30 protein-coding genes and 2 pseudogenes are annotated in these 25,049 nt (G+C 37.7%); 13 read left to right on the top strand and 19 right to left on the bottom strand.

The window, feature by feature from the left end; genetic code table 11:
* Positions 1-326: 326 nt before the first annotated feature.
* The 5 genes from D9782_RS03310 to D9782_RS23295 all read right to left on the bottom strand — a co-directional run bounded on the left by D9782_RS03310 (position 327) and on the right by D9782_RS23295 (position 4,239).
* On the bottom strand, positions 327-1,415 hold the full coding sequence (locus D9782_RS03310) for a sensor histidine kinase (protein WP_240455797.1): 1,089 nt from the start codon (positions 1,413-1,415) through the stop codon (positions 327-329).
* Positions 1,399-2,085, bottom strand: coding sequence for a response regulator transcription factor (locus D9782_RS03305; RefSeq protein WP_026679546.1), 687 nt, complete (start codon positions 2,083-2,085; stop codon positions 1,399-1,401). Before D9782_RS03305 ends, D9782_RS03310 begins: the two co-directional genes overlap by 17 nt.
* Before the next feature lie 151 nt (positions 2,086-2,236).
* Positions 2,237-2,839 carry a TlpA disulfide reductase family protein gene (locus tag D9782_RS03300; protein ID WP_121604070.1) on the bottom strand — a complete coding sequence of 201 codons (603 nt, stop codon included), beginning with the start codon at positions 2,837-2,839 and terminating at the stop codon, positions 2,237-2,239.
* 12 nt (positions 2,840-2,851) lie between these two features.
* Positions 2,852-3,595, bottom strand: a complete 744-nt coding sequence (locus D9782_RS03295) for a cytochrome c biogenesis CcdA family protein (RefSeq protein ID WP_026679548.1) — start codon at positions 3,593-3,595, stop codon at positions 2,852-2,854.
* Positions 3,592-4,239, bottom strand: coding sequence for a hypothetical protein (locus D9782_RS23295; protein ID WP_026679549.1), 648 nt, complete (start codon positions 4,237-4,239; stop codon positions 3,592-3,594). Before D9782_RS23295 ends, D9782_RS03295 begins: the two co-directional genes overlap by 4 nt.
* 179 nt (positions 4,240-4,418) lie before the next feature.
* Between D9782_RS23295 and D9782_RS03285 the strand changes: the two genes are divergently transcribed.
* From D9782_RS03285 to D9782_RS03270, 4 genes are all read left to right on the top strand, one after another.
* Positions 4,419-4,709 carry a hypothetical protein gene (locus tag D9782_RS03285; RefSeq protein WP_026679550.1) on the top strand — a complete coding sequence of 97 codons (291 nt, stop codon included), beginning with the start codon at positions 4,419-4,421 and terminating at the stop codon, positions 4,707-4,709.
* 77 nt (positions 4,710-4,786) lie between these two features.
* Positions 4,787-5,677, top strand: a complete 891-nt coding sequence (locus tag D9782_RS03280; RefSeq protein WP_026679551.1) for a LysR family transcriptional regulator — start codon at positions 4,787-4,789, stop codon at positions 5,675-5,677.
* Positions 5,678-6,120: 443 nt separating this feature from the next.
* Positions 6,121-6,639: an acyl-CoA thioesterase gene (locus D9782_RS03275; protein WP_026679552.1), complete on the top strand. Its 519-nt coding sequence runs from the start codon at positions 6,121-6,123 to the stop codon at positions 6,637-6,639.
* 20 nt (positions 6,640-6,659) lie between these two features.
* On the top strand, positions 6,660-7,028 hold the full coding sequence (locus tag D9782_RS03270; protein WP_026679553.1) for a hypothetical protein: 369 nt from the start codon (positions 6,660-6,662) through the stop codon (positions 7,026-7,028).
* A 442-nt stretch (positions 7,029-7,470) separates the two neighbouring features.
* On the opposite strand, the gene D9782_RS03265 is transcribed toward D9782_RS03270, so the two are convergent.
* The 13 genes and pseudogenes from D9782_RS03265 to D9782_RS03210 all read right to left on the bottom strand — a co-directional run bounded on the left by D9782_RS03265 (position 7,471) and on the right by D9782_RS03210 (position 18,728).
* Positions 7,471-8,820: a sodium/glutamate symporter gene (locus D9782_RS03265; protein ID WP_026679554.1), complete on the bottom strand. Its 1,350-nt coding sequence runs from the start codon at positions 8,818-8,820 to the stop codon at positions 7,471-7,473.
* A 251-nt stretch (positions 8,821-9,071) separates the two neighbouring features.
* The gene (locus tag D9782_RS03260; protein WP_121604069.1) at positions 9,072-9,662 is read right to left on the bottom strand and encodes a GNAT family N-acetyltransferase; all 591 of its coding nucleotides are present in this window, start codon (positions 9,660-9,662) and stop codon (positions 9,072-9,074) included.
* A gap of 448 nt (positions 9,663-10,110) precedes the next feature.
* Positions 10,111-10,878, bottom strand: coding sequence for a sporulation protein (locus D9782_RS03255; protein ID WP_121604068.1), 768 nt, complete (start codon positions 10,876-10,878; stop codon positions 10,111-10,113).
* Positions 10,879-10,994: 116 nt separating this feature from the next.
* On the bottom strand, positions 10,995-11,591 hold the full coding sequence (locus D9782_RS03250; RefSeq protein WP_026679557.1) for a TetR/AcrR family transcriptional regulator: 597 nt from the start codon (positions 11,589-11,591) through the stop codon (positions 10,995-10,997).
* A gap of 587 nt (positions 11,592-12,178) precedes the next feature.
* The gene (gene nagE, locus D9782_RS03245) at positions 12,179-13,630 is read right to left on the bottom strand and encodes an N-acetylglucosamine-specific PTS transporter subunit IIBC (RefSeq protein ID WP_026679558.1); all 1,452 of its coding nucleotides are present in this window, start codon (positions 13,628-13,630) and stop codon (positions 12,179-12,181) included.
* Positions 13,631-13,707: 77 nt separating this feature from the next.
* The gene (locus D9782_RS03240) at positions 13,708-14,532 is read right to left on the bottom strand and encodes a PRD domain-containing protein (RefSeq protein WP_026679559.1); all 825 of its coding nucleotides are present in this window, start codon (positions 14,530-14,532) and stop codon (positions 13,708-13,710) included.
* 43 nt (positions 14,533-14,575) lie between these two features.
* A complete protein-coding gene (locus tag D9782_RS03235; RefSeq protein WP_121604067.1) occupies positions 14,576-15,058 on the bottom strand; it encodes a PTS sugar transporter subunit IIA in 483 nt (160 codons plus the stop codon).
* A 280-nt stretch (positions 15,059-15,338) separates the two neighbouring features.
* Complete coding sequence (locus tag D9782_RS03230; protein ID WP_026679561.1) at positions 15,339-15,692, bottom strand: YxeA family protein; 354 nt, start codon at positions 15,690-15,692, stop codon at positions 15,339-15,341.
* Between the two features lie 123 nt (positions 15,693-15,815).
* Positions 15,816-16,946 (bottom strand): glycerate kinase, encoded by a 1,131-nt coding sequence (locus D9782_RS03225; protein WP_026679562.1) that lies wholly within the window; start codon positions 16,944-16,946, stop codon positions 15,816-15,818.
* Positions 16,947-16,982: 36 nt separating this feature from the next.
* Positions 16,983-17,600, bottom strand: a complete 618-nt coding sequence (locus D9782_RS03220) for a lysoplasmalogenase (RefSeq protein ID WP_240455796.1) — start codon at positions 17,598-17,600, stop codon at positions 16,983-16,985.
* Between the two features lie 75 nt (positions 17,601-17,675).
* On the bottom strand, positions 17,676-17,882 hold the full coding sequence (locus tag D9782_RS03215; RefSeq protein WP_034678008.1) for a DUF5316 family protein: 207 nt from the start codon (positions 17,880-17,882) through the stop codon (positions 17,676-17,678).
* A gap of 174 nt (positions 17,883-18,056) precedes the next feature.
* Positions 18,057-18,211 (bottom strand): annotated as a pseudogene (locus D9782_RS23460) (IS256 family transposase); the annotation flags it as partial.
* A gap of 121 nt (positions 18,212-18,332) precedes the next feature.
* Positions 18,333-18,728, bottom strand: coding sequence for a hypothetical protein (locus D9782_RS03210; protein ID WP_026679564.1), 396 nt, complete (start codon positions 18,726-18,728; stop codon positions 18,333-18,335).
* 362 nt (positions 18,729-19,090) lie between these two features.
* Between D9782_RS03210 and D9782_RS03205 the strand changes: the two genes are divergently transcribed.
* From D9782_RS03205 to D9782_RS03180, 7 genes are all read left to right on the top strand, one after another.
* Positions 19,091-20,221, top strand: a complete 1,131-nt coding sequence (locus tag D9782_RS03205) for a hypothetical protein (RefSeq protein WP_121604065.1) — start codon at positions 19,091-19,093, stop codon at positions 20,219-20,221.
* A 425-nt stretch (positions 20,222-20,646) separates the two neighbouring features.
* Positions 20,647-21,651: a LacI family DNA-binding transcriptional regulator gene (locus tag D9782_RS03200; protein ID WP_121604064.1), complete on the top strand. Its 1,005-nt coding sequence runs from the start codon at positions 20,647-20,649 to the stop codon at positions 21,649-21,651.
* Between the two features lie 12 nt (positions 21,652-21,663).
* On the top strand, positions 21,664-21,849 hold the full coding sequence (locus D9782_RS23455) for a phosphoheptose isomerase family protein (protein WP_240455795.1): 186 nt from the start codon (positions 21,664-21,666) through the stop codon (positions 21,847-21,849).
* On the top strand, positions 21,840-22,040 hold the full coding sequence (locus D9782_RS23450) for a phosphoheptose isomerase family protein (protein ID WP_226983570.1): 201 nt from the start codon (positions 21,840-21,842) through the stop codon (positions 22,038-22,040). The genes D9782_RS23455 and D9782_RS23450 overlap by 10 nt, the downstream gene beginning before the upstream one ends.
* 134 nt (positions 22,041-22,174) lie before the next feature.
* Positions 22,175-22,804 (top strand): bifunctional 4-hydroxy-2-oxoglutarate aldolase/2-dehydro-3-deoxy-phosphogluconate aldolase, encoded by a 630-nt coding sequence (locus D9782_RS03190; protein WP_121604063.1) that lies wholly within the window; start codon positions 22,175-22,177, stop codon positions 22,802-22,804.
* 179 nt (positions 22,805-22,983) lie between these two features.
* On the top strand, positions 22,984-23,664 hold the full coding sequence (gene rpiA, locus D9782_RS03185) for a ribose-5-phosphate isomerase RpiA (RefSeq protein ID WP_281949937.1): 681 nt from the start codon (positions 22,984-22,986) through the stop codon (positions 23,662-23,664).
* A gap of 130 nt (positions 23,665-23,794) precedes the next feature.
* Positions 23,795-23,953 (top strand): PfkB family carbohydrate kinase, encoded by a 159-nt coding sequence (locus tag D9782_RS03180; protein ID WP_240455794.1) that lies wholly within the window; start codon positions 23,795-23,797, stop codon positions 23,951-23,953.
* 111 nt (positions 23,954-24,064) lie between these two features.
* On the opposite strand, the gene D9782_RS03175 is transcribed toward D9782_RS03180, so the two are convergent.
* On the bottom strand, positions 24,065-24,277 hold the full coding sequence (locus D9782_RS03175) for a hypothetical protein (protein ID WP_162986318.1): 213 nt from the start codon (positions 24,275-24,277) through the stop codon (positions 24,065-24,067).
* 44 nt (positions 24,278-24,321) lie between these two features.
* Here D9782_RS03175 and D9782_RS23925 point away from each other — a divergent pair.
* Both D9782_RS23925 and D9782_RS22690 read left to right on the top strand, forming a co-directional pair.
* Positions 24,322-24,844: pseudogene (locus D9782_RS23925) on the top strand (DUF2254 family protein).
* 25 nt (positions 24,845-24,869) lie between these two features.
* Complete coding sequence (locus tag D9782_RS22690) at positions 24,870-25,028, top strand: hypothetical protein (RefSeq protein WP_162986317.1); 159 nt, start codon at positions 24,870-24,872, stop codon at positions 25,026-25,028.
* Positions 25,029-25,049 lie beyond the last annotated feature (21 nt).

Here is a 25,049-nt window from a genome sequence, read left to right as displayed (position 1 = left end):
ATCCCGCATATAACTGGCAGTAAGCCCCCTCTTCAAACATTTAAGTGAAACCAAGGATGGGTTAGTGAGGAAGCAACTGCCAGTAAATGTCCGATTGGTTCTACTAACCATCCGTAGGGAAAAACAAAACCCCACGGATGGAAGTTTCACTTTATCTCGCATATAACTGGCAGTAAGCCCCCTCTTCAAACATTTAAGTGAAACCAAGGATGGGTTAGTGAGGAGGCAACTGCCAGTAAATGTCCGATTGGTTCAAAGGCCTTTAGGTCATACCCTTGTGGTACTAACAATCAGTGGGGTGATAACCCCTCCCACTGATTGAAGTTTCACTTTATTGGTAAGTAAACGTTGAAGGTATTTTGGTTGTCGGAAGAACGAATAGTAATGCTTCCATCATGTTGATCGATGATTTCTTTTGTAATAGCAAGACCTAAGCCCGCTCCACCCGTTTCCCTGCTTCGTGAAGAATCTAGCCGATAGAATCGTTCAAAAAGCTTTTCTTGCTCCATTTGAGGTATGTTTTCACTTGGACCTGTAATGGAAATAATATATTGATATTGCTGTACTTTGCCTGATATATGTATAGCTCCAGTACCCTGATAATATCGGATTGCGTTATCCAGCAGATTGCTAACTACTTGTTGAATTCCTTCTGGGTGTAAGGATAAGCTAGATTCCTCTAGTTGTACATCAATTGCTATCTTTTCCTGCTTTAACGTCCAATTAAACATAGCAATACATTGTTGGATTAGTGTATGAATGGCGGTTTTTTCTTTATGGTACGGTGTTTGCGATGTAGTATAGTCCCACTTTTTTAATTGATCAAACTGTTCGAGCATAGAAGTTAGACGCTTGGATTCTTGATAAAGTGCTGCAAATAATTGCTCATCACCTGTTATATCGCCAGATTTTAAAGCAAGTAAATAGCCGTTCAGATTGGAAAGAGGCGTTCGGAATTCATGAGATATATCGGAAACAAGCTTTTTACGTTCTACCTCATTTTTCGTTAGTTTTTCAATCAATTCATTATACTGCTCCACTAATTGTCCAATTTCGTCTTTTCTGGACACGGTAATTGCTTCTGGATACTCCCCTCTTTTTAATAGTTCTGTAGCATGCATTAAACTACGAACGGGCTTTAGTAGTCGTCTAGTTAGATAAAAATAAACGATAGTACCAGCAATAATAGAGATGATAATAAACAACCATACATAATTTAATAATGTTTGATTGAATTGTTCTTGTCGCTGTTCGTTTAAATTACCAACTCCTGCTGCTAAGAAGCAGGCAGTATGATATAACGCCCAGCCACTAATAATCATGGCAACTACAATGACGAGAAAATGTAATATCGTTAATCGCCATAAGAAGCTCTCAGGTAGGATATTGGTTATTTTCTTACGTAGATGTGACAAACTTATACCCCATTCCTCTTATGGTTTGAATGCGCTGTGGCTTGCCAGGCTCTCTTTCTATTTTTTCGCGAAGCTTTTTAATATGTGCATCGATTGTCCTTTCCATTACCATTTGCTCAGCATTCGGATAGATTTGCGAAACAAGCTGCTCCCGTGATAAAACAAAATTTGGGTTTTGCATAAAATAATGGAGCAGGTTAAATTCATGCTTTGTTAACTTAATCTGCTGATCATAAAGAAGCACTTCGCCTTTACGAGGCTTTATACAGAGCCCATCACTAACGATTTTTTGACAAAAATGGCTGGTGCGGCGTAAAACTGCTTCAACGTGGGCGATAAGCTCATTAGGATCGAAGGGTTTGGTTATATAGTCATCTGCACCAATATTTAAGCCAGTAATTTTATCTTCTACTGTCGCTTTTGCCGATAACATAATAATGGATACTTCACCATTTACTTGCTTTCGAACCCAATTACAGAAAGCTTCACCACTTACCTTTGGCAGCATTAAATCAAGGATGATTAAGCATGGATGGTGTGCTAAGAATAAGGATTTTGCTTCATCTCCATCCACTGCTTCAATGACTTCATAACGGTGCTTCTCTAAATATAATCGAATAAGTTTTCGAATCATTTTATCATCTTCAACAACCATAATTGTTTGCTTCATATTTTCACCACCCATGCGTTAGTTTACCGTAATTTGCAGAAAAAGAATATAATGTACTGCATTCTTATTCAATGTTTCGCTCTTTCTTCAAATGGTAAACAATCCTTGCTGAAAAAAGCTATGCTATAAAGTAAGTAGAAAAAAGTATCATTTATTGCATTTTCTCAAATTCCTGCACCATTAAATCATAGTTCATTGCTCCGAAGGCTTTGTATTGAATGCGTCCCTTGGAGTCAACCATGTACGAGGTAGGTATTGGCTGTATTTGATATTGATTTGCAACCGTCGTTTTTTCATCCTTTAAAATAGGAAAGGTAAGTTCAAAATCTTTTACAAAACGTTTAACATCAAGAAGATTACTTTCAGTTTCGGTTAAATTAATAGCTAAAATAACAATATCCTTTTTCTCATGGAATTTCTGCATATCAGGCATCTCAGCACGACATGGTGGGCACCATGTTGCCCAGAAATTAATCATGACCCGTTTTCCCCGGAAATCAGAAAGTTGAACGGTTTCACCGTCTAGTGTTTGCAATTTGAAATCCGGCGCCATATTGCCAATATTTAGACCTTCCTTATCGGTATTCGCCGCTTTTTCTTCGTCTGGATTATCTTTTACCTCCGAAGTAATGGTATTCTTTGCAACGGAAGTCTCTTCATCCTCTTGAACGGTTTGATTTGATGAAAAAACAAAATCATAGAGTGCCCAAGAAAACATTGCTAGAATTACGACGATAAGTATAGTTTTCTTCATTAAAATCCCTCCTTAGCCTAAATTGGTTAACCATGTATCTTGAACAAGCTTTAATAAAAAGGCTGATATTCTAGGCATTTGTCCAGTAAACAAGAGTACTCCCATGAGAATCATAATGGTTCCTCCAACTTTCATGATCTTGTCACTATATCGGACAATCCACCTTGTTGACCCAAGGAAAAACGTTAAAATCAAAAATGGTAGGGCAAAACCAATGACATAAAAAAGCGTGTACCAAGCTCCTTGTGTTGGATTCGCTGCAGCGACTACTAAGATGGAAGCGAATATAGGTCCGATACAAGGCGTCCATCCTGCAGCGAAGCCCATTCCAACAAAAACAGTTCCTGCATATCCTACCGGTTTCTTGGTAAAGCGAAATCGTTTTTCTTTCATGAAGGAGGTAATTTTTAGCCAACCAGCTACAAATAAACCCATGATAATAATAAAAATTCCAGCTATACGTTGAATGAGTTGACCGGATTCTCCTGCTAAAATTCCTTGAATCCATTGACCGAGGAAGGACACACCTACACCGAGGCCGATGAAAATCAAGGACACTCCTATAAGAAAGAAAATAGCGTGAACTAGGAGCTTACTTCTAATTTTTATGTTGTTGTTATTTTCTAATTCTTTTACACTCATCCCAGTTATATAGGAAAGATAAGCTGGAAATATAGGTAATGTACAAGGTGAGAGAAATGAAAGCATTCCCGCACCTAGAGCTAGCCAAATAGTAAGATCTGCAGCTTGCATCATTCAGACACCTTCTTTCTTTTGAATACGAATAAAATGCTAAATATAAGCCCGACGGTAATGAAAAAGAATGGGTGGATCATATAGCCAAATATGGTTGTGAATGGCATTATCCACGTTATACTTAATTTTCCAATTGCCCAGACCCAGACCATACAAAGCAATAGGGTGGATTTCCTTAATCGATCGCGTAAAAGCAGAAATGTAAGTAGCAGAATGAGTAAGAGAATAAAGTCCCCCCAAGCAAGTGTATTATTTTTCCAAATGATTTCGATAAATTGATACATGAATGATGCTACGAGTAATACAGGGACATAGCAGTACAACAGTATTTCTATGTCAACTTCGCTACGTTTTGCTTTATACCATAGCTGTATTGCTAGTAGAAACAGTGCGAAATAAAATGCTTGTGCATTACTCGGATATGCTAAGACAGCAATTGGATCAGAAATAAATAAGGAGAGGTTCAGAACTATTTTCCCTATCCAAATAAAGATTACAAAATTCACTAAATAAGATATCATTTGTTGCGATACTTGCTTTCGCTCTGCTATAGGTAAATTACTGCTAAGAAAATAGGCAATAAATCCAACACTCATACTAATTACATGTATTGAAATTGTTGTAAGAACTGTTGCTGACGGCATAATCCTTGGCCTCCATAAAATTTCAAGTATTTACATGATAACGTAGGTTTGTGAAAGTTTGATGAAAGTAAGGATACAAAAAAATTAATTTAAACTTTTGGTATGATGGTTTATAGAAGCTTGGGAAATAGTAAATATGTTACGATAAAAACATCTAAGCCTTATTTTAGGAGGACGGAATGTATTTGATAGCAAAGCATCCATATATAAAAATAGAACGAAAAGTGACCAGTGTGGAGCAAATAGATATAGAACATCAGCGGGTGATTTATTTATACCATGATCGCGTTGTCACACAAAATCGAGAATTTCCAATAAAGGATGTTATGGACTTTTCTTATCGAGAAATTGCCAACCAAGGCGGCATTCTATATCTGCATACATTACGCGGGGTATATACCTATACAGTGAAGTCCTCACCGGAAGCATTCCTTTCAGCATTTAAAGAGCATTTTAAATCGAGTCAATAATGAGTAATTCCATAGTGTATTATGTTAAAATGACATGAGCACGTAAATGATTCTCAAATAGGGAGCGGAACAAGGTAGTGGAGATTAAGCATCTACAATACTTTATTGAAGTCACAAGAGCAGGCAGTTTTACGCAGGCTGCCACTACATTATATATAACTCAGCCTGCTATTAGCAGAATCATCAAATCTCTGGAAGAAGAACTTGGTGTTTCATTATTCATACGCTCGAGGAAGCAATTGTCATTAACGGAAGCAGGCCGCGTTTTGTACGAGCATGCCCAAAATTTTGTTGAGCAATATCAAGCGATGATGTTAGATCTAGATCAAGTACAACAACTTAAAAAGGGGCATATGCGTATTGGATTACCTTCGATAACGAATTCTTTTTTCTTTTCACAGTTAATCGCTTCGTTTCATGAAGAATATCCAGAAATAACCTTTCAATTAGATGAGGATGGATCTAAACGAATCGAAGAGAAGGTCCTTCATGATAAGCTTGATTTTGGTGTTGTTGTGCTACCGACTACACATGACGAATTTTATCATTATTCGTTTATAAAAGAAGGTTTAAAAGTGGTTGTTCCATCTGGTCACCCGCTTGCTGTTAAACAACAGGTTCGCTTACTAGATTTGAAGCATGAATCGTTTATTATGTTTAATAAAGACTTTTCATTAAGAGATAGCATCGTTACTGCATGTGAAGATGCAGGCTTTGAACCGCACATTATATCGGAAACTTCTCAATTAGATTTTATGGAGGAGATGGTAGCTTCCAATGTCGGGATTACTTTATTACCAGAGAGCACCAGTACAGAACTGACTAATGATGTTAAAGCAATAGCTGTGGAAAATCCTACAATTGTGTGGGATCTTGCTTTGATCTGGAAAAGAGATAGACAGCTTCCTCAGGTGATGGAAGAGTTTATACGCTTCGCCAAAGAAAAGCTATTACGTAATGAATCATGAATGAGCTTGTAGAGATTCTATTTCTCTGCAAGCTTTTTTTATAGTTTAGGAAATTTTAAATTTGAGCCTGTGGATAAATAATAGGCGTGTTGAGAGCTGCGTCCAGCTAAACAGAGAACTAGGCGACTTCACGAATGCCCTAATCTAAGTCATCATCGGCTCGTAAGGTCACCGTGATGCCTTTATCTCCCTTGACTCGCTTCAATTGCTACGTTTCTATCGGGCGCTTGCGCTTTTTTTCTTCATCTAAATAGAAACCCACATCTTGCGCTTACCTCTTGACTAATGAAGGACATACATTTCACAAGTTAAGCCTTTACATAACATTTTGTTATGGTACATCAACATTAATGGCATTGTACGTACCAAAGTGTAGGGGTTTATAATGGATTAGTGGTGAGGTGAGAGCCGACCCTGAAATTAATAGATAAGGTGATTTATATATGCAAGCTAAGAAGAGTAAAGAAACACGTATCATTCAAAATGATCAAGTTTTGATAAATGATTTAAACAACTATCATACATTGTTTGGCGGAGTGCTTATGAAGAAGCTGGATGCATGTGCTACGCTATCTGCACGAAGACACTCTCGTGTGAAGGAGTGTGTGACAGCTTCGACGGACTCCGTTAATTTTATTTCACCAATACGTCAAAGTGACTCGGTATGTATCGAATCTTTTGTTTCTTATACGGGTAAAAGCTCTATGGAAATTTTCTGTAAGGTAATTGCAGAAGACATGATTACAGCAGAACGAAGAATTGCAGCTACAGCATTTTTAACGTTCGTTGCCTTAGATGAAAATAAAAAGCCAATTGACGTTCCAGCCATTATTCCCGAATCTGAAGAGGAGCAATTTCTCTATTCAACTGGTGAAGAACGAGCTAAGATACGTAAGTTGAAAAGGCAACAAAACAAAGACCTTGTGGCCAAGCTTTCGGTTAAAAAGCCTTGGGATGAGTAAGCGAAAGGGGAGAAGACTTCATGATTATCACATCTAGCTATCAAGATTTATTACATGCAAAGCAGGCCATTGCTAAATTCAAAGAAGATAAACCAGCTGTATATCAGCGTTTCGTGCATGTCATTCAATTAACAAGACAGTTGCAATTTAACTTTCAATACATGGGCTGCCTTATTATGGATGAAGATGCAAAGAAATTCAGGCCGGCTGTTCAGGATGAATATATACTAAATGTATATAATACGGAAATTGAAAAATTAAAAGAAGATCAACGGGTAAATGATCTTAAACAGCTATTACATGCTTACAAGCAAATTGGCTATAGCAATTTAAGTGGTTTGGTACTTGGAAAAAAACCAATATCATTAGTCGGCCCAAAAGTAGTATAAGGGTAAGCAAGGGGCTGTCCTAAAAGGGAACGCTATTCCTGTGCAATGAGAGTATACTTCTCTTCTGTGGGCAAGGATCAGCCTTGTGTGATCCCCCCCACTCATTCTAGTGGCTGCACATAGTTCTTTTCTACAAAGTTTTGTATAATCGCTGTATAAACAAGGCATGAGCTGAGACAAAAGAATTAAGAAACAACGAACGATGATTAGTTGAAATTAATTATCGTTCGTTTTTTGATCAGAATTATTCATTTAGTACCTGAAATAAGCGAGACTCCGGCGGGAATAGCACGAGTCCAAAGATCCACTTGGTAACGTGTTTTTCTTTACCCAGTTAGCTGTGGCCGTGCCCGGGGAAAGCGCGTATATTTTCGGTGCAGCGATGATACTCCTATTGATAACTTGCGTAAAAAAGTTGTGTTTTGTCCCAGCTTCTGTTCTTTTACATCTGTTGTTTATGGTTTTTGCCCCATAGACCTGTATATTTATATATAGCGACTATAAGTGCAGAAATGAGTAAGAGTACAACTGGAATAATCCAAGTAAATCCAAGAGAGAATAGAATTGGTGTAAACGTAACAATAATAATATCTACAGGAGCAACACCAATATAAGCTAATGCATAATCTTCTGGCGTTTTACTCTTCAGCTCTGGGTCAACAATTCGCAAAAGCGCTAGTCCCATAGCTACTGTCCCCGTGCTCCATCCCCAGCCAAATAATGACTTTTCCAACCAGTATTCTTGAAATATGTTTGGACCAATAAAGCGGAATAAAAAGTATGCCCAAAGGATCCCAAACACAAACAAAAGAATAAGCGGTACAGCATAGTCGATCACTACTGTAATATTTATGGAAGCAATACCAATTGCGACAAGGAAATCAGTAGCAGTTCCACCAATACGTTCCATGACACGTTGATCTATATAATCATCTGCATGTATCCTTCTGCTAATGGATTGGAAAATAAGTCCTAACACAAAAGCAACACTGAATAATGGAATAGATACAGAAGGAATGAAAGCAGTTAGCATATTCGTAAGCCAATAAGCAACACCAATGACAAAAGCTATAATTGCCAAGTGTAGAACAAACGGATCGATAGAACTAGAAGATACGGTTTCTTGTCCCATATGATACCGTTTGTTTTTAGGCATTAGTCCTGACCTAAGCTCGTCCGGTAAGTCTTTGAAGCTTGTAATAAATTGTGTTTGTCCTTTTTCCGTACTGCGTTTAATTAAAAACAATCCACCTAATACAGCGACTAATATTCCAATGGTTGCTGAAGTCATTCCTAGGTCCATTGCTTCTTCCCACCCGTAATGTGCAAACCCTTCGCCTATGGCCGCGGCTGTTCCGTGTCCCCCTAGAAAGCCAGCGCCTAAGATAAGACCAAATCCACTAGGTAAATTTGAGAAAAGAGGCACGAGGATAAGCAAGCCGAATAACGCTCCTGCTCCCCACATGGAAAGCGTGAGTATCATGGAATAAGAGAACATGTTACGAACGCGATGAAATACGTCTCCTATGTTAACTTTGGCTGCACCAATAGGAATAGCAGCAAAGATAACCGCAATTAACAGCCCAGGATATGTGCTGAATTGATCAGAAAAAGGTAATACATTCACTCCACTTGGTCCGAAGGCAAGTCCAATAAAGCCAGCAATCATACTAGCAGGTAGAAATAAAGCTTGTATCCATTTCACTTTTGCGCGTAGAATGGTTCCAATTAATAACAATCCTGAAATAATACTAATATCAATCATTAATGCCCAAATTGTAAAATTAGTCATTTCTATATATTACCCCCCATTATGAAATTGTTAGATGAAGTTTGGTACTTGATAAATGTGGCTCGTCACTGAAAGCGAATGTGTTTAAGAGTGAGGAAGTTTGTTGACAGACAGTTTATTATACCACAAGGAATCTTTTCGTACAGGATTTCTATTAAATACTTAATTTTACTACAAATGGGATATATGAAAAGATTCTCTCTTTAGTTAGGAAAGGAAGAAAGGGGGGACTTACGATTTAAATGGAGATGCTAATTTTTTGTCGTATATTTCATATAAACACGATAATTTATCCCGCTTATTTTGCTAAATGATTGCTTCTTCCTGGTAAATTCCTTGAAACCTAACTTCGTGTAGAGGTTCATCGCTTTCGTATTGGTGTCGGCTACTTCTAATATATATTCTGTAAAAGTAGGAAGAGCAAGCAATTGCTCTATCATATCTCTAGCAACGCCCTTTCCCCGATACTGAGGAGCGGTAGCTACGAATTCTATAGATGCCTTACCCGGGCCAGTTTCAATTGGAGGCTTTTTAAATTCCCGTTTAAAAACATAGTAGGCAAAGGTGCCCTTATAGAAACCTAAATGCTTTCTTAGCTCTTGCTTAATGGGGTGAACAGATAGAGCATGACCGTCTGTACATGCGGTTATTCCAGCAATTTCTCCATCGATAATAGCTACATAAAAAACCTCTGTTACAAACATGTGCTCAAGGGCAGTAATTAATGTTTCTCTATCCTTAGAGAAGAAGGTGAGATGCTCGCCAAATCCATCAACAAATATAGAACTAATTGCTCTTTTAACAGATTTCTCTAACTTACATGCTTGCTTAACTTCCATCATTAATTTCCCTCACTTTGTTTTTGATTGACTTAATCAGTCAATATAAGCTTAAAGGGAAGCCTACTCAATGTCAATGTGTTTTTGAAATCAAGTAGGCTAGTTTATCCCGCATATAACTGGCAGTAAGACTTCACATCAAGGTATTGGTAAATGGGTATAAACTGCCAGTAAATGCCCGATTGGTTCATCTAACCATCCGTGGGATAAACAAACTCCCCACGGAAGGAAGTTTCACTTTATCCCGCATATAACTGGCAGTAAGTTCCCGATTCAAAGCAATAAAGTAAAATCAAAATTGGTAAGAAGGAAATCAACTGCCAGTAAATGTCCGATTGGTTCACGGGCCTTTAGGTCATATCCTTGTGGTACTAATCATCTGTGGAGATAAATAAAACCCCCAAAGGATGGAAGTTTCACTTTATTCTTTATCCTAACATTAACAATGGAGCTAGCTGTGTTGGTTAATAATCTCTTCTAGATCGTCAGAAAGATTATCTATATCGTCTGGCCCATAGCGTAGGCCAACTCTACTTTCATCCATTTCTAGAACTTCTGAAAGAAAGCCGCCAACCCCTCTTGCTTTTCTATCAATCTCTAAAATAACCTCAACATCAGATTCAGATACGAAGAATATGGCTTCTATCTCGTCTAATTTTCCTCTGAACTTACCCTGATATGCTTTAAATTCATATTCTTGCATGATAGGTAATCGTTTCCGTAGCTGACGTGGTGCATTTTCACAAGTTACTTCTTTCAATTTGAATCCAAGGCTGTTTGCAGCTCGTAAAAATGCGTCGACAAGCGGATGGGGGTATACCTTGATATAGTCACGATCGCTTGGATCGATTGCCTTTTTAATATCCAGACCTGTTTCGATCCATACCTTTGTTTTCCCTAATGTTGCTGGAATATCGGCAGGCAACTCAAAATGAAAAGGAATCGTTTTAGATTCATTAGGCTCAATAGTAAAATGATTACCTAATTCATACTTTTGTAATAGTACAGAGCTCTCAGCCTCTTTATCTTCTTCGCCATATTCGTATGTATAAGAACCCATTAGCTTTAAGTAGATTGCGTCAATTTCTTGTTCATTATTGCCCCCTTCAATCTCTAAAACACCTTCTAAAGCCTCGCCAGGAACAAATTCTGTTTTTGATAATTTCGTATCAATTTTTGCACTACCGATACCAACAGAATTCAACAGCTTTTTAAACATTTATCTTCATTCCCTCCATATGTCATTAGTAAAAATTATACGTCAAAATCCCCTGGATTGTAAGCGTTTTATCAAAATGGAGCCTAAGGAAAGATCACTATTAATTAAAGGAGAATCTATCGTACGGTTAACATTCGTAAGATGAGATCAACCTTTTTCTCTGTATCTTTCTGTATCCAAGGTAGATCCTCGACAATTATTCCAGATATAACCGTTAAGTACAGATCAAGAAGTTCTTGAGGATCATTTGCAATCATCTCTCCCTGCTTCTGTGCTTCTATAAATAAAGGAAGTAGCTCTTTAAAATAGCTATTTCCAGATGATTCGATTAATTCGTGGATTTGTGCTGGTATAGGATAGCTGCTCTTTGTAATATGTTGAATGACTCGGAAGATATCACTATTCCCCTCTTCAATAGCAATCCTTGTAAAATGTTTTATTTTTCCCAATGGAGATAGTTGAAGGGTTTGAATTTCTTTAAACAGTTCGTCAGTTCCTTGCATTGCCCATTTAAGACTTTGATAAAGAACTTCATCTTTGGAGTGGAAATAATGATAAAGTAAGCCATGGCTAATTCCTGCTTCTTTTGCAATCATTCCAACCTTTGTCAGCTTTACTCCATTTTCAGCAAATACCGTTAAAGCTGCTCGCATAATTTGGTCTTTTCGTTCATTTCGAATCTGTGATAATTGATCCTCATTTAATGGAGCCATTCATATCAGTTCCCCTTTAGATACCTTTATACACTTTCTTTAAATTTATCTTATCAAAGTTACGCGTATAGGGAAATATTCTTGTAATGAAAAGAGGCTAGGACAAAACACAACTTCTGTACTCAAAATACGAATAATTACGTTATCAATAGGAGCATCATCGCCGCACCGTGAAAATATATGCTCTTTCCGTGGGCACGACCTCAGCTAACTTGGTAAAGAAAAACACGTTACCAAGTGAATCTTCGGACTCGTGCTGTTCCCACCGGAGTCTCGCTTATTTCAGGTGCTAAATGAATGATTCTGATCAAAAAACGAAAAGATAATTAATTCAAATTAATTATCTTTTCGTTTTTATTGTTTCTTTATTCTTTTGTCTCAGCCTCTTTTTACAGTTAGCCCATATGGATAAATATGGCGTGTTGAGCCGCGTCCAGCTCCAACGCCCAGAAACTAGGCGTCTTCAGAATCGTACGAAGATAAGTCATCATTGGCTCACTAACACATCGTGATTCCTTTATCCCCTTTGACTCGTACCGTCGATACATTTTTCTAATCGGACGCTTGCGCTTTTTTCTTATTCCTGCTTATTTTCCGCGGATTTTTGCTACCTCATCAGCGACAAATTGGACATTCGTACCAACAATTACTTGAATGCTATGCGTACCTACAACATTAATTCCAGGAACACCAGTAGCTTTAATTTTATCTTGATTCACTTTATTCATATCATTAACCTCTACTCGTAAGCGAGTTACACAATTATCTACCGATGTAACATTGGCATCTCCACCAAGTCCTTCATATATTTGAGCGGCCATTGCAGTGAATTTTTGATCTGCTGGAACTTCTTCTGTAGCTTGTTCGTCTTCCAGATCCTGATCATCTTCACGTCCAGGTGTTTTCATATCAAACTTCTTGATTAAGAAACGGAAGAGAACATAATAGATCAAAGCGAATACTAACCCTTGGACGATTAGCATATACGGCTGATTGGCTAAAGGTAGGCGAGAGCTTAGGAATAAATCAACAAAACCTGCGCTAAAACCGAACCCTGCAGTCCAATTGAAAAATGCTGCGATAGCTAAGGAAAGTCCTGTTAGTATTGCGTGAACAAAATACAATGCTGGAGCCAAAAACATGAATGAGAATTCGAGTGGCTCTGTTACACCTGTAAAGAAAGCTGCGAATCCAGCTGCCAGTAGTAGTGATGCAGCTTGTTTTTTACGTTTAGTTTTAGCCGTATGGTACATAGCAAGTGCTGCTGCTGGTAAACCAAACATCATGATAGGGAAGAAACCAGCTTGATACATACCAGTTACCCCTTTTTCACCTTCACCAGACCAGAAGTTTCCGATATCGTTAATTCCAGCAACATCAAACCAGAATACGGAGTTCAGCGCATGATGTAATCCAGTTGGAATTAATAGTCGGTTGAAAAATCCATACAAGCCAGCACCTGCAGCTCCTAATTGACTAATGGACTCGGCAAATGATACTAATCCAGAATAGATGACTGGCCAAACAAAGAATAACACACCTGCTACGATAATCATCGCAAAGGATGTCATAATTGGCGCAAGCCGTTTGCCACTGAAGAATGCCAATGCATCCGGTAGCTGTACATGACTAAACCGGTTGTACATACTAGCGGCGATGACACCTGAAAGCATACCGATAAAGGCATTTGCGATACTTCCAAACGCAGCATTAACATTTTCTGCTTCGATGCCCTGTAATAAAGCGACGGTATCTGTTGAAAGTAATGTAGTGACAACTAGATAACCCACAAGTCCACTTAATGCAGCAGAACCGTCCTTATCCTTCGACATTCCTAACGCTACACCAATAGCAAAGAGAATCGGAATATTATCAATAATGGCAGAACCAGCTTTAATCAAGAAGGCTGCAATTGCATTTCCTTCCCCCCAGCCAGATGGGTCAATCCAATATCCGATCCCCATCAAGATGGCTGCAGCTGGTAGCACTGCTACTGGCAGCATTAATGAACGACCGAGTCGTTGTAAATATTTCATCATAAGAATTCCTCCTATACGTTTTATTGAAGCATTGCAGTTGAATACGCTATCAAAATTAGTATTATATAAAGACGGAGTCAGTATTGATATTTTTTTAAGCGTTCAATATGCAGTGTAATGTACCCCAATTCCTCTGGTGGTAAATCTATTCCATGAGCGGAAGACAACTTCTTGGCAACATGTACGGAACATTGATACGAGCGTTTAAACTTTCTTTTAATCATCTCTAGCATTTCTTCATCCATTGAATGTACCTCGTATTGGTATACACGATTTAGCGCAAAGCGAAGGTGTGTCATCAATCGCTCATAGGCCAAGTCATCTTCATTAAATGTGATGTTCAAATCCTGTTTGATGGTTTCCACCATATCTTTAACAATTGCTGTTTGTCTTACAGTTTCGTGTAAATCACCTCCCTGAATTTTCATTGTATGTATGTGAAGCGCGATAAAAGCTGCTTCATCTAAGGGCATTTCAACTTCTAACTTATCCTTTATATGTTGAATCGCCCAAACCCCAATTTCGAATTCTTGCTTGTACATAATTTTAATTTCTTGTAACAGCTTGTTCTTTAGGTGTATTCCTTGTTGCTCTCTTTCAATTGCAAACGATAGGTGATCCGTAAGTGCTAAAAGTATATGCTCGTTTAATTTAGTACCCAGCTGCTCTTCTGCATAATCAATAATCTCTTCTGAAAGCATAAGGTGTTCTTCCGGGATTCGCAGAATCAATTCTTGTAGCTTTTCGTTTTCCTTTAAGACAAAGAGTTTTTCAACCTTTTCCTGGCTGATAATATCCTTTCTCTTCTTATTGAAGGCAACTCCTGCACCGATGGCGATTTTCTCTTGCTTCCCATCGGTCACAATTACTGCATTGTTATTCAATATTTTTGTAATTCTCACCGGAAGTCACCTCCTATTTTTTCAGTTAACAGCTTTATTAGGCTTAAATAGTGATAATTATTGTTTCACCTGCTTTACTGTTTGCTTCTTTCGTGAATGTAAAATGTTTATCTAGTTCTTTGCTATTCGTAATTATAATTGGTGTGATGATATCCGCTGCATGCTGTTTGATATAATCTAAATCAACCTCCAATAGCGGTTGGCCGACTTTTACGGTATCTCCGGTGTTCACCTGTACCTTGAAGCCTTCACCTTTTAAACCTACCGTTTCTAATCCGACATGGATTAAGATTTCTGTACCATCATCGGCAAGTAATCCAATCGCATGTTTTGTTTCAGGTATTTGTACCACTTTTCCATTGACAGGTGAAATGACGTTACCATCTTGAGGTATAATTGCTATCCCTTCGCCCATCATTTTTTGGCTAAATACTGGATCAGGAACCTTCTCTAAAGCAACATTTTTACCATTTATTGGAGCGAAAATTTGTTGTTCGTTTGATTTTTTAAACATTTTTTTAAACATAAACAGTACACCTTTCTGTTTGATTCTCATGTTTGATAGATATTTTTATAAAAAGGGAGCAGGTAAGTAAACCTTAGTCTGTCCTAAAATCAAGAATACATCATGTGTTTTTCAATTTAAAAAGGCATGGCAGTATACAGAGAACCTAAGGTTGCTCTATCATACCACCATGCCTGATCGTATCAGTAACATGTGATGCATATTTATTTATTAAGCATATAGTAACATTATCCTATTTAAAAAGCAACTTCAAGTTGTAGTATGACTTTTTGTTTTTAACTTAGGAAAAATGTGCTTTTGCTTTTTTAGGTATGTCATTATGGCTGACTTCTTCCCATGTTTCAATATACTTCCCTTTTGCATAAACGCGTAAGTATGCATCTTTTTGTAGTTCACCACTAGCATAGAAAGTAACTTGTTTTTGCTTCCCCTTCGCATTATATCCGATCAATGTATAATCATAACCTCCTGGACTTTTTGCATGTCCATCTTTATTTACTTGTACATAGATTTCTTCTTTGGGTACTAGTGGATTAAAGCGATCTGTAATTTCATTCGAAAATAAGAGCATGATGGCTAATCCAGTCACAATAATTGTACTAATAAATATGATTATAAAAAATAATTTTTTCATTTTAGTGCATCCTCTCCATTCCTGTTGACTAAATACTATCACGGAGAGCTGTTCTTCTTCGTTGGATCTACCTTACAAGCAGCTTACAGTTTTGAAAGGTAGGGGAAGAGCATAGTCGATACATTAGTTTTTTATGATTGCACGAATTAATTGGAATATGTTAATGGTTTGGTCGTATAGTAATCGTTGTGCCTGCTCCATACTTTCCTCAACAGACAATGGTCGATTAACGATCGAAAAACAACCATGGAATTGCTTACGCAGCGCCGTGAGGTCTCCTGATAGTGCTCCAGAAATTAATAGCGCAGGGACGTGCAACGTATTCGCTAGCTCGACAATATAACCTGGAGCTTTTCCGGATAATGTTTGTTCATCACTCTGCCCCTCACCAGTAATTATGAAATCGGCCTGTTTCATTGCTTGATGTAATTGTGTAGCCTCAGCAATAAGGGCTGCCCCAGAAGTTAGTCTTGCACCAATTGTTAATAGAGCGAAACCTAGTCCACCAGCGGCCCCTGAACCTCTGTTATTAGAGAAATCCTTACCTCGGTTCACTGCAAGCAAGGATGCATAAGCTGCAAGTGCTTCGTCAAATAGAGTCACCTGCTGTTCAGTAGCACCCTTTTGTGGGCCGTAAATGGAACTCGCACCCTGCTGACCGATTAATGGATTATCGACATCACAAGCCACATGGATTGTAACCTCCTCTAATCTAGGGTCGATGTCCGCAAATGATATATGATCAATGTCTAAAAGGTCTTTTCCAAACACGTCAGCTTGACTACCATCTTGCTTCCATGCTTTCATGCCTAAAGCTTGCAAACAACCAAGCCCACCATCGTTTGTTGCACTTCCTCCTAGGCCGATAATAAGGGAGCTACATCCGCGATCGAGTGCATCCTTTATCACTTCACCAAGTCCGAAAGAGGTGGTGTTCTCTGGATTTCTTTTAGGCTTTGGAACTTGAACAAGACCAGCAATATTGGCAATTTCAATAATAGCTGTATGGTCTTGGAGGATGGCGTAATAGGTATGGATGGTTTCACCTAAAGGACCTGTACAGGTTACGTTTATTTTTTGTCCAGTTGTAGAAGCAAGAATGACGTCAACTGTACCTTCACCACCGTCTGCCATTGGCTTTAGTGTAACGGTAGCCTCGTTATCAATAGAAAGGATAGCCTGCTTCATAATTGTTGCTGCTTCTAACGATGTTAAGCTTCCTTTGAAAGAGTCAGGAGCAAGTAGAATGTGCATGATATCCTCCTTTATAAGGTAGCATAATTCGGTGCCTTACCAAACAAGCCGACTCTGTTTGCTAGACAAGCTGCTAAGGCTATGCGCTATTAAAAATTGTGCAGCATAATAGGTTGTCATAATAAGTACATGTGAATAGACAACTGGTGATATAAACATATTCCAAGACAGGATGGAATCAGATATAACAAATAAGATACTACCTGCAATCGCAAATCGGTTCCCAGTCATTATTGCGAGCCAAGCCATAAAGGAAATGGCTACAATATAAAAAATGACAGGGATAATGAGCGATTGATTTCCTGAGGTAATGATTGCATGAATTAATGCATTTCCCATGAATAATCCATAGATAATTAGCGGGATGATGCTAGCAGCTCGAATAATGGAAAATTTCCATTGTAAAGAAAAACCAGCTAAATAGAATAGATGTCCGATTAAAAATGCAGTAAGACCAACGACAAACCATTGTAAGGTTCCGTCTCCGATTGAACAAAAAATGAGACCCATAAGAATAAGCCAATGTGTTTTTGTTTGCTGACGAGGCATTTGTTTTAACGCATATATAATGATTAAAATCATGGGAATCAATTTAAAGAAAAGCTTAAAGTTCTCTGGTTCAGAAGGAATGATAAAGATATACAGTATACTCATGATAAAAATCAGGATGGGTAATTGATTTGCATACATACGATCACCAACTTTTCTTAGAAATGCGTTTTCGCTACTTTAAAAATACCATATTAACCCAGCAATTCCGAGGAAAACTAAACCAATACTGCCACAATAGAGCCCAATTTTTGTACGGAACGCATAATGTTCTCTTGTTTCTGAATGGTAATTAGCTCGTTGCTGCTGTCCGCTCGTAAAAACTCCTAAGAAGATTCCTGAAATAACTATTCCTACTAAGCCAATTCCAGCTAGAATTGTAAGCATAGGATTAACCGCCCTTCGTTTTGTTCTTTGTGAAGCTAATGTATTCGATTATTCTCAAATGGGTTATTACTCCTAGCGTTTGTTTCTTTCCAGATAGGTTATCTGAAGTCTTTCCGACTTTTGAAATCTTGGCTGAAACGGGATTGATCAAAATAACTAAGATTCATTGAAGAGTAACCTATGGTCCATTTCGCCATTTGACATCGTCTCAAACATAGGCTCAAATATGTTTTTTAATGCATTTGCACATCTTTTACCGTTTCAGGTTGATACTGTTCCATAATCTTGTTAGCTAATTTTAAGTTAGGATCTCTTTTAGGTTTACCCATTTAAAACACTCTTTTACCTTGTTATTCTACCAAATAAAAAATTGTGTAAATAAGAAACCGTACGCATTTCTTACTTACACAGTTAATATTACACTCCCATTGTAAATGTAAAAGCTCTTCTTTACTGTTTTACTTCTTTGACAACGATCGCTTGAGTTACTTTGGTATTCTTACAATCTTCAAAAGTAGCTGCGTCTACAAACCCCAACTTTATTGCTGCTTCAAGCTTCTCTGTATCTGGTCGTTTCTCAGTAATAATAAAATCACTCAAATTTAAGTCGTCTAGTTTTTGCACAGTTACTTCAGGCATATAATTGCTAGAGGAACGGATTTGGCGATGTACCTGATAGTCACCACGTATAATTTCTCCTTTACGTTCTTTACCAATGGATCCATCAAGAAATTGGTGGAACTTCTTCTTTAATTGATGTAACTCTTGTTCGATTTCTTTTTTCTGGTCGTGTAAAACATAAAAACGTTTAATCTCTTCTTCTGTAACTCCTATCGTCTCATTCATTATTAGCCCCCACCTTACATTCATTTGTTTCGATTCTTTTCTGAGAAAGATGAACATGTTCTCTGCTAAATAGAGTTTTCATTTATACCTATGAATGCTTCTAGTCATTCATGACTAAAAACAATAAATTGAAACTTTAATCAGTTATATGTGGGATAAAATAACCGTTAACGAGGTAGTTATTGGAGAAGCATAGATGAACTTATCAGGGTCCTACATTAATTTGAATGAAACGTTTGTATTTTCTACTTAATATTTTGCTTATTTGAAGTATTTTTTGTTTCCTTTCTTCGTTCATTCTATTAAACTAATTACGTGGTAAATTATTCCTACGTGAATTTAATAGAAGTGAGGTACGATTTGTGAAACATACTCTAGATGCTGCTAACACAAATTCCTTAAATATTTTTGACGCGCTTAACTGTTTTTATCAAAAAGATGTCATCGCTAATATGTTTGCTACTTTTATCAACTACTCCTCAGAATTTGCACTTCAATTTCTCCGAGATTTCAGTACATTACATGTTGAGATAAACGCTAACACCGAAGTACGAGCTCGTTCGAGAATGGCACTCGGAAAAAGTATGGGTATCATTGATCTTGTGCTTTTAGTAGTAGAAGATAATCAGATTAACCATATTGTCGTTATTGAAAATATACTAAACCCTGATGAAAATGGTAAACATACAGAATGCCTTCAAACGGATACCGCTTTAGAAAACCTTTGTACGAAGCTTGGTGTTGATCATACTACTGTTTTCGTGGATTATGTCATTTTAACGTTAGACCCTTTTGGTAAGGACCAAGTTAAAAATATTCATATCGTTGATTATCGAACTTTTTTACAGGATATATGGGCTAACTTGTTTACAAACGAATCACTGAAGCAGCTATTTCTTAACTTTCAGGAGATGCTTGAACGCTTCTATTATGTGGCTGATATGAGTCTGGAAGAGCATGCTATTACATTATTGGCAAATCCGGATCTGGATGAGCAACAGCGTCATTTATTGTTTAAAAAATTAATTTGTCAAATAAACGTTGCTGAACAAGATGTAATTGAAATGGATGCTTTACAGGGAGCGGAAGAATTTAAGGCGATTGCACGAATTGCAAAACCAGAATGGGTAATTGAATATGGTCATGTATACCTTGAATGTGTGCTTGATTTGTTACATCCTTTTGAGCAAAATGGAGAAATTGCTTTTTTAATCTATGTGTACTATCAAGCGAATTCTAAGCGGAAGTTTCCAGAAGTTAATGAGATACGCGATTGGATGCATCAGTTGGTAAGTGAGGAGAAAGAAATCTTACCGCAAATGCATGTGGACAAGCTTCACACAAGTCGTGCTGTTGTTCAAATCAGCTTTGCAGATATACACACATTTAATGATTTGAAGGATTTACTTGAATATAGCATGGAATGGTTAACCCCAATCATAGTGAAAACGTTTGGAAAGGTATCCGAAAAAAACGTTATTCATAGAAATTAATATTTGCTAAGCGAGACTGAGACAAAAGAATGAAGAAACAATAAAAACGAACGATAATTAGTTTGGATTAATTATCGTTCGTTTTTTGATCAGAATCATTCATTTAGCACCTGAAATAAGCGAGACTCCGGCGGGAACTGCACGAGTCCGAAGATCCACGTGGTAACGTGTTCTTACCGAGTTAACTGAGGCCGTTCCCACGGAAAGAGCGTATATTTTCACGGTGCGGCGTGATAACTTGATCATTCGTATTTTGAGTAAAGAAGTTGTGTTTTGTCCCAACCTCTTTTTATCCCGCATATAACTGGTAGTAAGCTCCCTACTGATGGAAGTTTCATTTTATCTTGTAAACCGCTTTCAGTTCATTTATACTTGAAATAAACCGATTTACTAAACCGATTTAGTAATTGGATAAGGAGAATAAAATGAAAAAAATTACAATTGCTGATGTAGCAGCACATGCTAATGTTTCTAAAAGCACGGTATCTCAGTTTTTAAATAAACGATATGACTATATGGGGGAAGAAACGAAAAAGCGCATTGAGACAGCTGTTACTGAACTAGGTTATCGTCCAAATATTATTGCTCGTAGTTTAAAGCAGAAATCAACAAAGACAATTGGGGTCATCGTTGCAAATATTCTCCATGTTTTTTCCACACAGGTTATTCGTGCAATTGAGGATTTTTGTCACGAATCAAACTTTCACGTAATCGTATGTAATGCAGATGATGATCCTGTAAAGGAAAAACGCTATATTGAAATGCTTCGTGCAAAGCAGGTTGATGGTATTATAGCTTTTCCTACGGGAGAAAATATGGAGTTATATCAAGGACTGCTTGATGAAAGATATCCTTTCGTATTTATGGATAGACTAGTGCCGGGAATTCATATGGATGCTGTTTTATTAGATAATAAACGAGCATCTGAATTAGCTGTAGATCAATTTGTTAAGGCTGGTTATAAAAAAATAGGAATGATTTCTCCACTGATAGATATGCCTGTAACACCAAGACTGGAAAGAATTCAAGGATATAAGACAGCATTAGCAAAATACAATCTATCATTTCAACCAGAATATTTAGCAAGTGGAGCATTTACTGACATGCAAATGATTATTCAACAAATGCTTTCGTTGTCAGATCCACCTGAGGCTCTGCTAGCTTTGAATGATCGTGTGTTATTTGAGATTTTACAATACGCGAAGGATCATCATGTGAATATTCCGAATGATTTGGCGATTATTGGGATTGATGATGTATCGTTTGCTTCGTTCTATTATCCAACGCTAACGACAATTTCCCAGCCTGCATTTAAAATGGGAAAAAAAGCTGCACAATTGCTTTTTAAGCAAATAAATCAAGAAGATCAAGGAACAGCAGCTCAGGTTTACCGTTTTTCACCTCAATTAATAGACAGGGAATCATGCTAGCTGAAAGGAAGGATGTTTATAAAAAGAACGATTAATACGATTGCATCGGAAGTATCAGAAGGATTACACCGTGTAAAAACAGAGGAAGGCATAAATTTAGCTGGAGCACTCCAAAAAGCAAATCGAATTTTTGTTGCTGACACAGGACGATCTGGCTTCATTGGTAAGATATTTTCGATGCGAATGATTTGTTGCTGATTTTATCCGGATCCGGAAGCACAGGTACGCTTACGTACTTTGCCGAAAAGGCCAAAGCAATTGAAGCGAAAATAGCCTTGGTTACGACAAATAAACAATCGGCAATTGCAACGTTGAGTCAATGTGTCGTGAAGGTTCCAGCTGCTACTAAAAAAGGTTGCCACCCGAGCCTTCAACTATTCAACCGTTAGGTAGTCAATTTGATCAACCTGCTCATCTGTTGCTAGATGCTGTAATTGCTTATATATTGCAACATCTACCGAAGGATCAGATTAAAGAATTAAATCAAAGGCACGCAAATTTAGAGTAAAGAGGGGATAAAATAATGAATCCAATAGATATTATTAAAGATACCAAAGTTGTAGCGGTTATTCGTAAAGCAAACGAAGATAACATTGTACCGATATTAAAAGCATTGTCTGCAGGGGGGGTGAAAGCTGTTGAGATTACAGCAGAAACCCCTAATGTAGCTAATGTAATTGCGAAAGCAGTAGAACATATGAAACAGGATGTATGCATTGGAGCAGGAACTGTACTTGATCCAGAAACAGCAAGGACAGTAATGCTTGCTGGTGCAGCATTCATTGTATCTCCAACCTTAAATACAGAGACGCTCAAACTAACGAATCGATATGGATTGCTTACTATACCTGGTGTGTTAACTCCCACAGAAATTATTAATGCCTATGAGCATGGGGCGAAGATGGTTAAAATCTTTCCAGCTGATACATTCGGTCCCGATTATGTTAAAAATATCCTTGGCCCACTTCCGCATGTAGAAGCAATGGTTACAGGGGGAATAACACTAGATAATATGAATGCGTATCTGGATAAAGGAAGTAAGGCGGTAGGCATAGGCAGTAACCTGGTAAACGTTCAGCGGCTAAAAAGTCCCGAGGATTATCAACAATTAACAGAAATAGCTAGACAGTATAGTAGAAAAGCAGCGTACTAGCTTTAGCGTTGGAAGGGGTTGTTTATCCCGCATATAACTGGCAGTAAATGTCCGATTGGTTCAAAGGCGTTTAGGTCATAACCTTGTGGTACTAACCATCCGTGGGAGATAAACAACTCTCCCACGGAAGGAAGTTTCACTTTATACCTAATTTGTTTAGTTAAAGGAGTGATTTACCATTGAGTAGCTCAATTGAGGATAAACAATTAGCAGCAGAAGCAGCAGTCAAATACATTCAGACTGGGATGACGATAGGACTTGGGTCTGGATCGACGGTAAATTATATGTTGGAAGCACTAGCAAAGAGAATTAAAGAAGGCATGGATGTAAAAGGCATTCCTTCATCTGTAAAAACAGAAAAGCTTGCTAGAAAGCTTGGAATACCATTGATTGGATTTTCTAAAGCAACTAAGATTGATCTAGCAATTGATGGCGCAGATGAGGTTAATAGCTCATTGCAATTAACAAAAGGTGGGGGAGGTTCACTTGTTCGGGAAAAAATTATCGATGTAGCAGCCACTAAGCTGATTATTATCGTCGATTATTCAAAAATGGTTACACATCTAGGGAGTTTTCCATTGCCAGTGGAAGTTGTCCCGTTTGGTTGGGAAAAGACAGCGGAAAGAATCGCGGCATTTGGGTGTAACCCAAAACTAAGAAAAAGTGATCAGGACGTTTTTATTTCTGACAACCATAATTATATTCTTGATTGCCAGTTTGATCTTATCGAACAACCAGAACAATTACATGAGCAATTAAAACAAACGGTAGGTGTTGTAGAAACTGGTTTGTTTGTAAATATGACAGATATGGTTATTGCTGCTAAGAACGGCATTATTGATACACGACACCGGGGATAATTAGATGGAAGAGTCGTTTGGAGGAATTAGCATGAATGAAGTGATTACCTTAGGTGAGGCGATGATTGTTTTCAATCCATGATCAACAGGTCCAATAAAATTTGTAAACACCTTTAAGGCTTCAAAGGTAGTGGATCCGGTTGGCGCAGGCGATGGCTTTAATGCAGGTATGCTATATGGACTGTTGCACGGCTGGGAACTAGCTAGAACGCTTCATTTTGCTAATACGTTTTGTTCCATGGTAGTTGGCTTGATTGGTGATAATGAAGGAGTGCCATATTATGAATAAGTGCAACAACGACTAAGTGAAGTCGAGCGTATTGGACGATGAAGCGTGAGGTGAAGGTAGTTCAATATAAGACAATTTTAGCGATATAAAAACCTGTGATGCTGGAAAGTATTAGACAGGGCTTGCATCTGACGCTGATGCAGATAACACAACAGTCATGGCCTTCTCTTCCGATATTACGATTAAGGATACATTAGCTATTGCAAAGTAAAAAGAAGCTAACATGAAATGTAGTGCAATCTCTCGTTGTATAGAAAACGAGGGGACGTTGAATGGCTTTTTAAGCTGCCGAGAGCATATATCGGCAGCTATTTTTTTATCCATATAACTGGTAAGTCCCCCACTTCCAGCAATAGCCAGGGAATCTAATGGAAACATATAGAAAAGAACTACATACTGTATCAACACCTTTATCTGGTTATGTTCAACTTATACTTTTCAATGAACTAATTGAGGAGGCACAGAAAGACAACATTTTGTTGAAGATGGAAGTACGTGTTGGTAGTTTTTCTTATTGGGGCCCTGGTGCAGGAGCTATTGATGAATCAAAGTATATACAGCTTATTCGTATTGGACACAAAGAAACCGAGATTCAAGATTTGAAATGGATTAAATAAGCTTGCTGAGATAGCAATAAAATCAATTGGTAACGATGATCCAAAAACAGCTTCCAATACAATATACCAAGTAACAGACCTACTGCTATATTTAGAACAACGTACCACGTTTTCGCCGTACTTAATGGATAATAATCACCAGGTACGTCTATTACTAGGTGTTGATAACTTTGAATATCATCTTTATCAAGGGTTGGGAATTATTCGGCACTATTCACAAAAAAACCTACCCAGTTATTACGGATATAATCGCAGCTTTAGCACGGTTGGCTGAGTCCATAAATGAATAACACCATCAAGTGATATGGGAATTTGCAAGAAATACAATAGATCATATTTATACAGAATTTATTTTCGAGCTTGACCGGAAGTTGTTGCTAAAAAATGTATATAAACTAGCTGAGATTACTGGAAATAAACAAGGGTATGAATATATCCAATCTCATTTAAAGGGCTAGCCAGAAATATAACGTTTTTAT

It is taken from the genome of Virgibacillus sp. Bac332 (genome assembly GCF_003667785.1).
Classification (GTDB): Bacteria; Bacillota; Bacilli; order Bacillales; family Amphibacillaceae; genus Virgibacillus; species Virgibacillus salarius.
The sequence above is the reverse complement of the archived record's forward strand: the minus strand, read 5'-3'. Positions and strand labels throughout refer to the sequence as shown.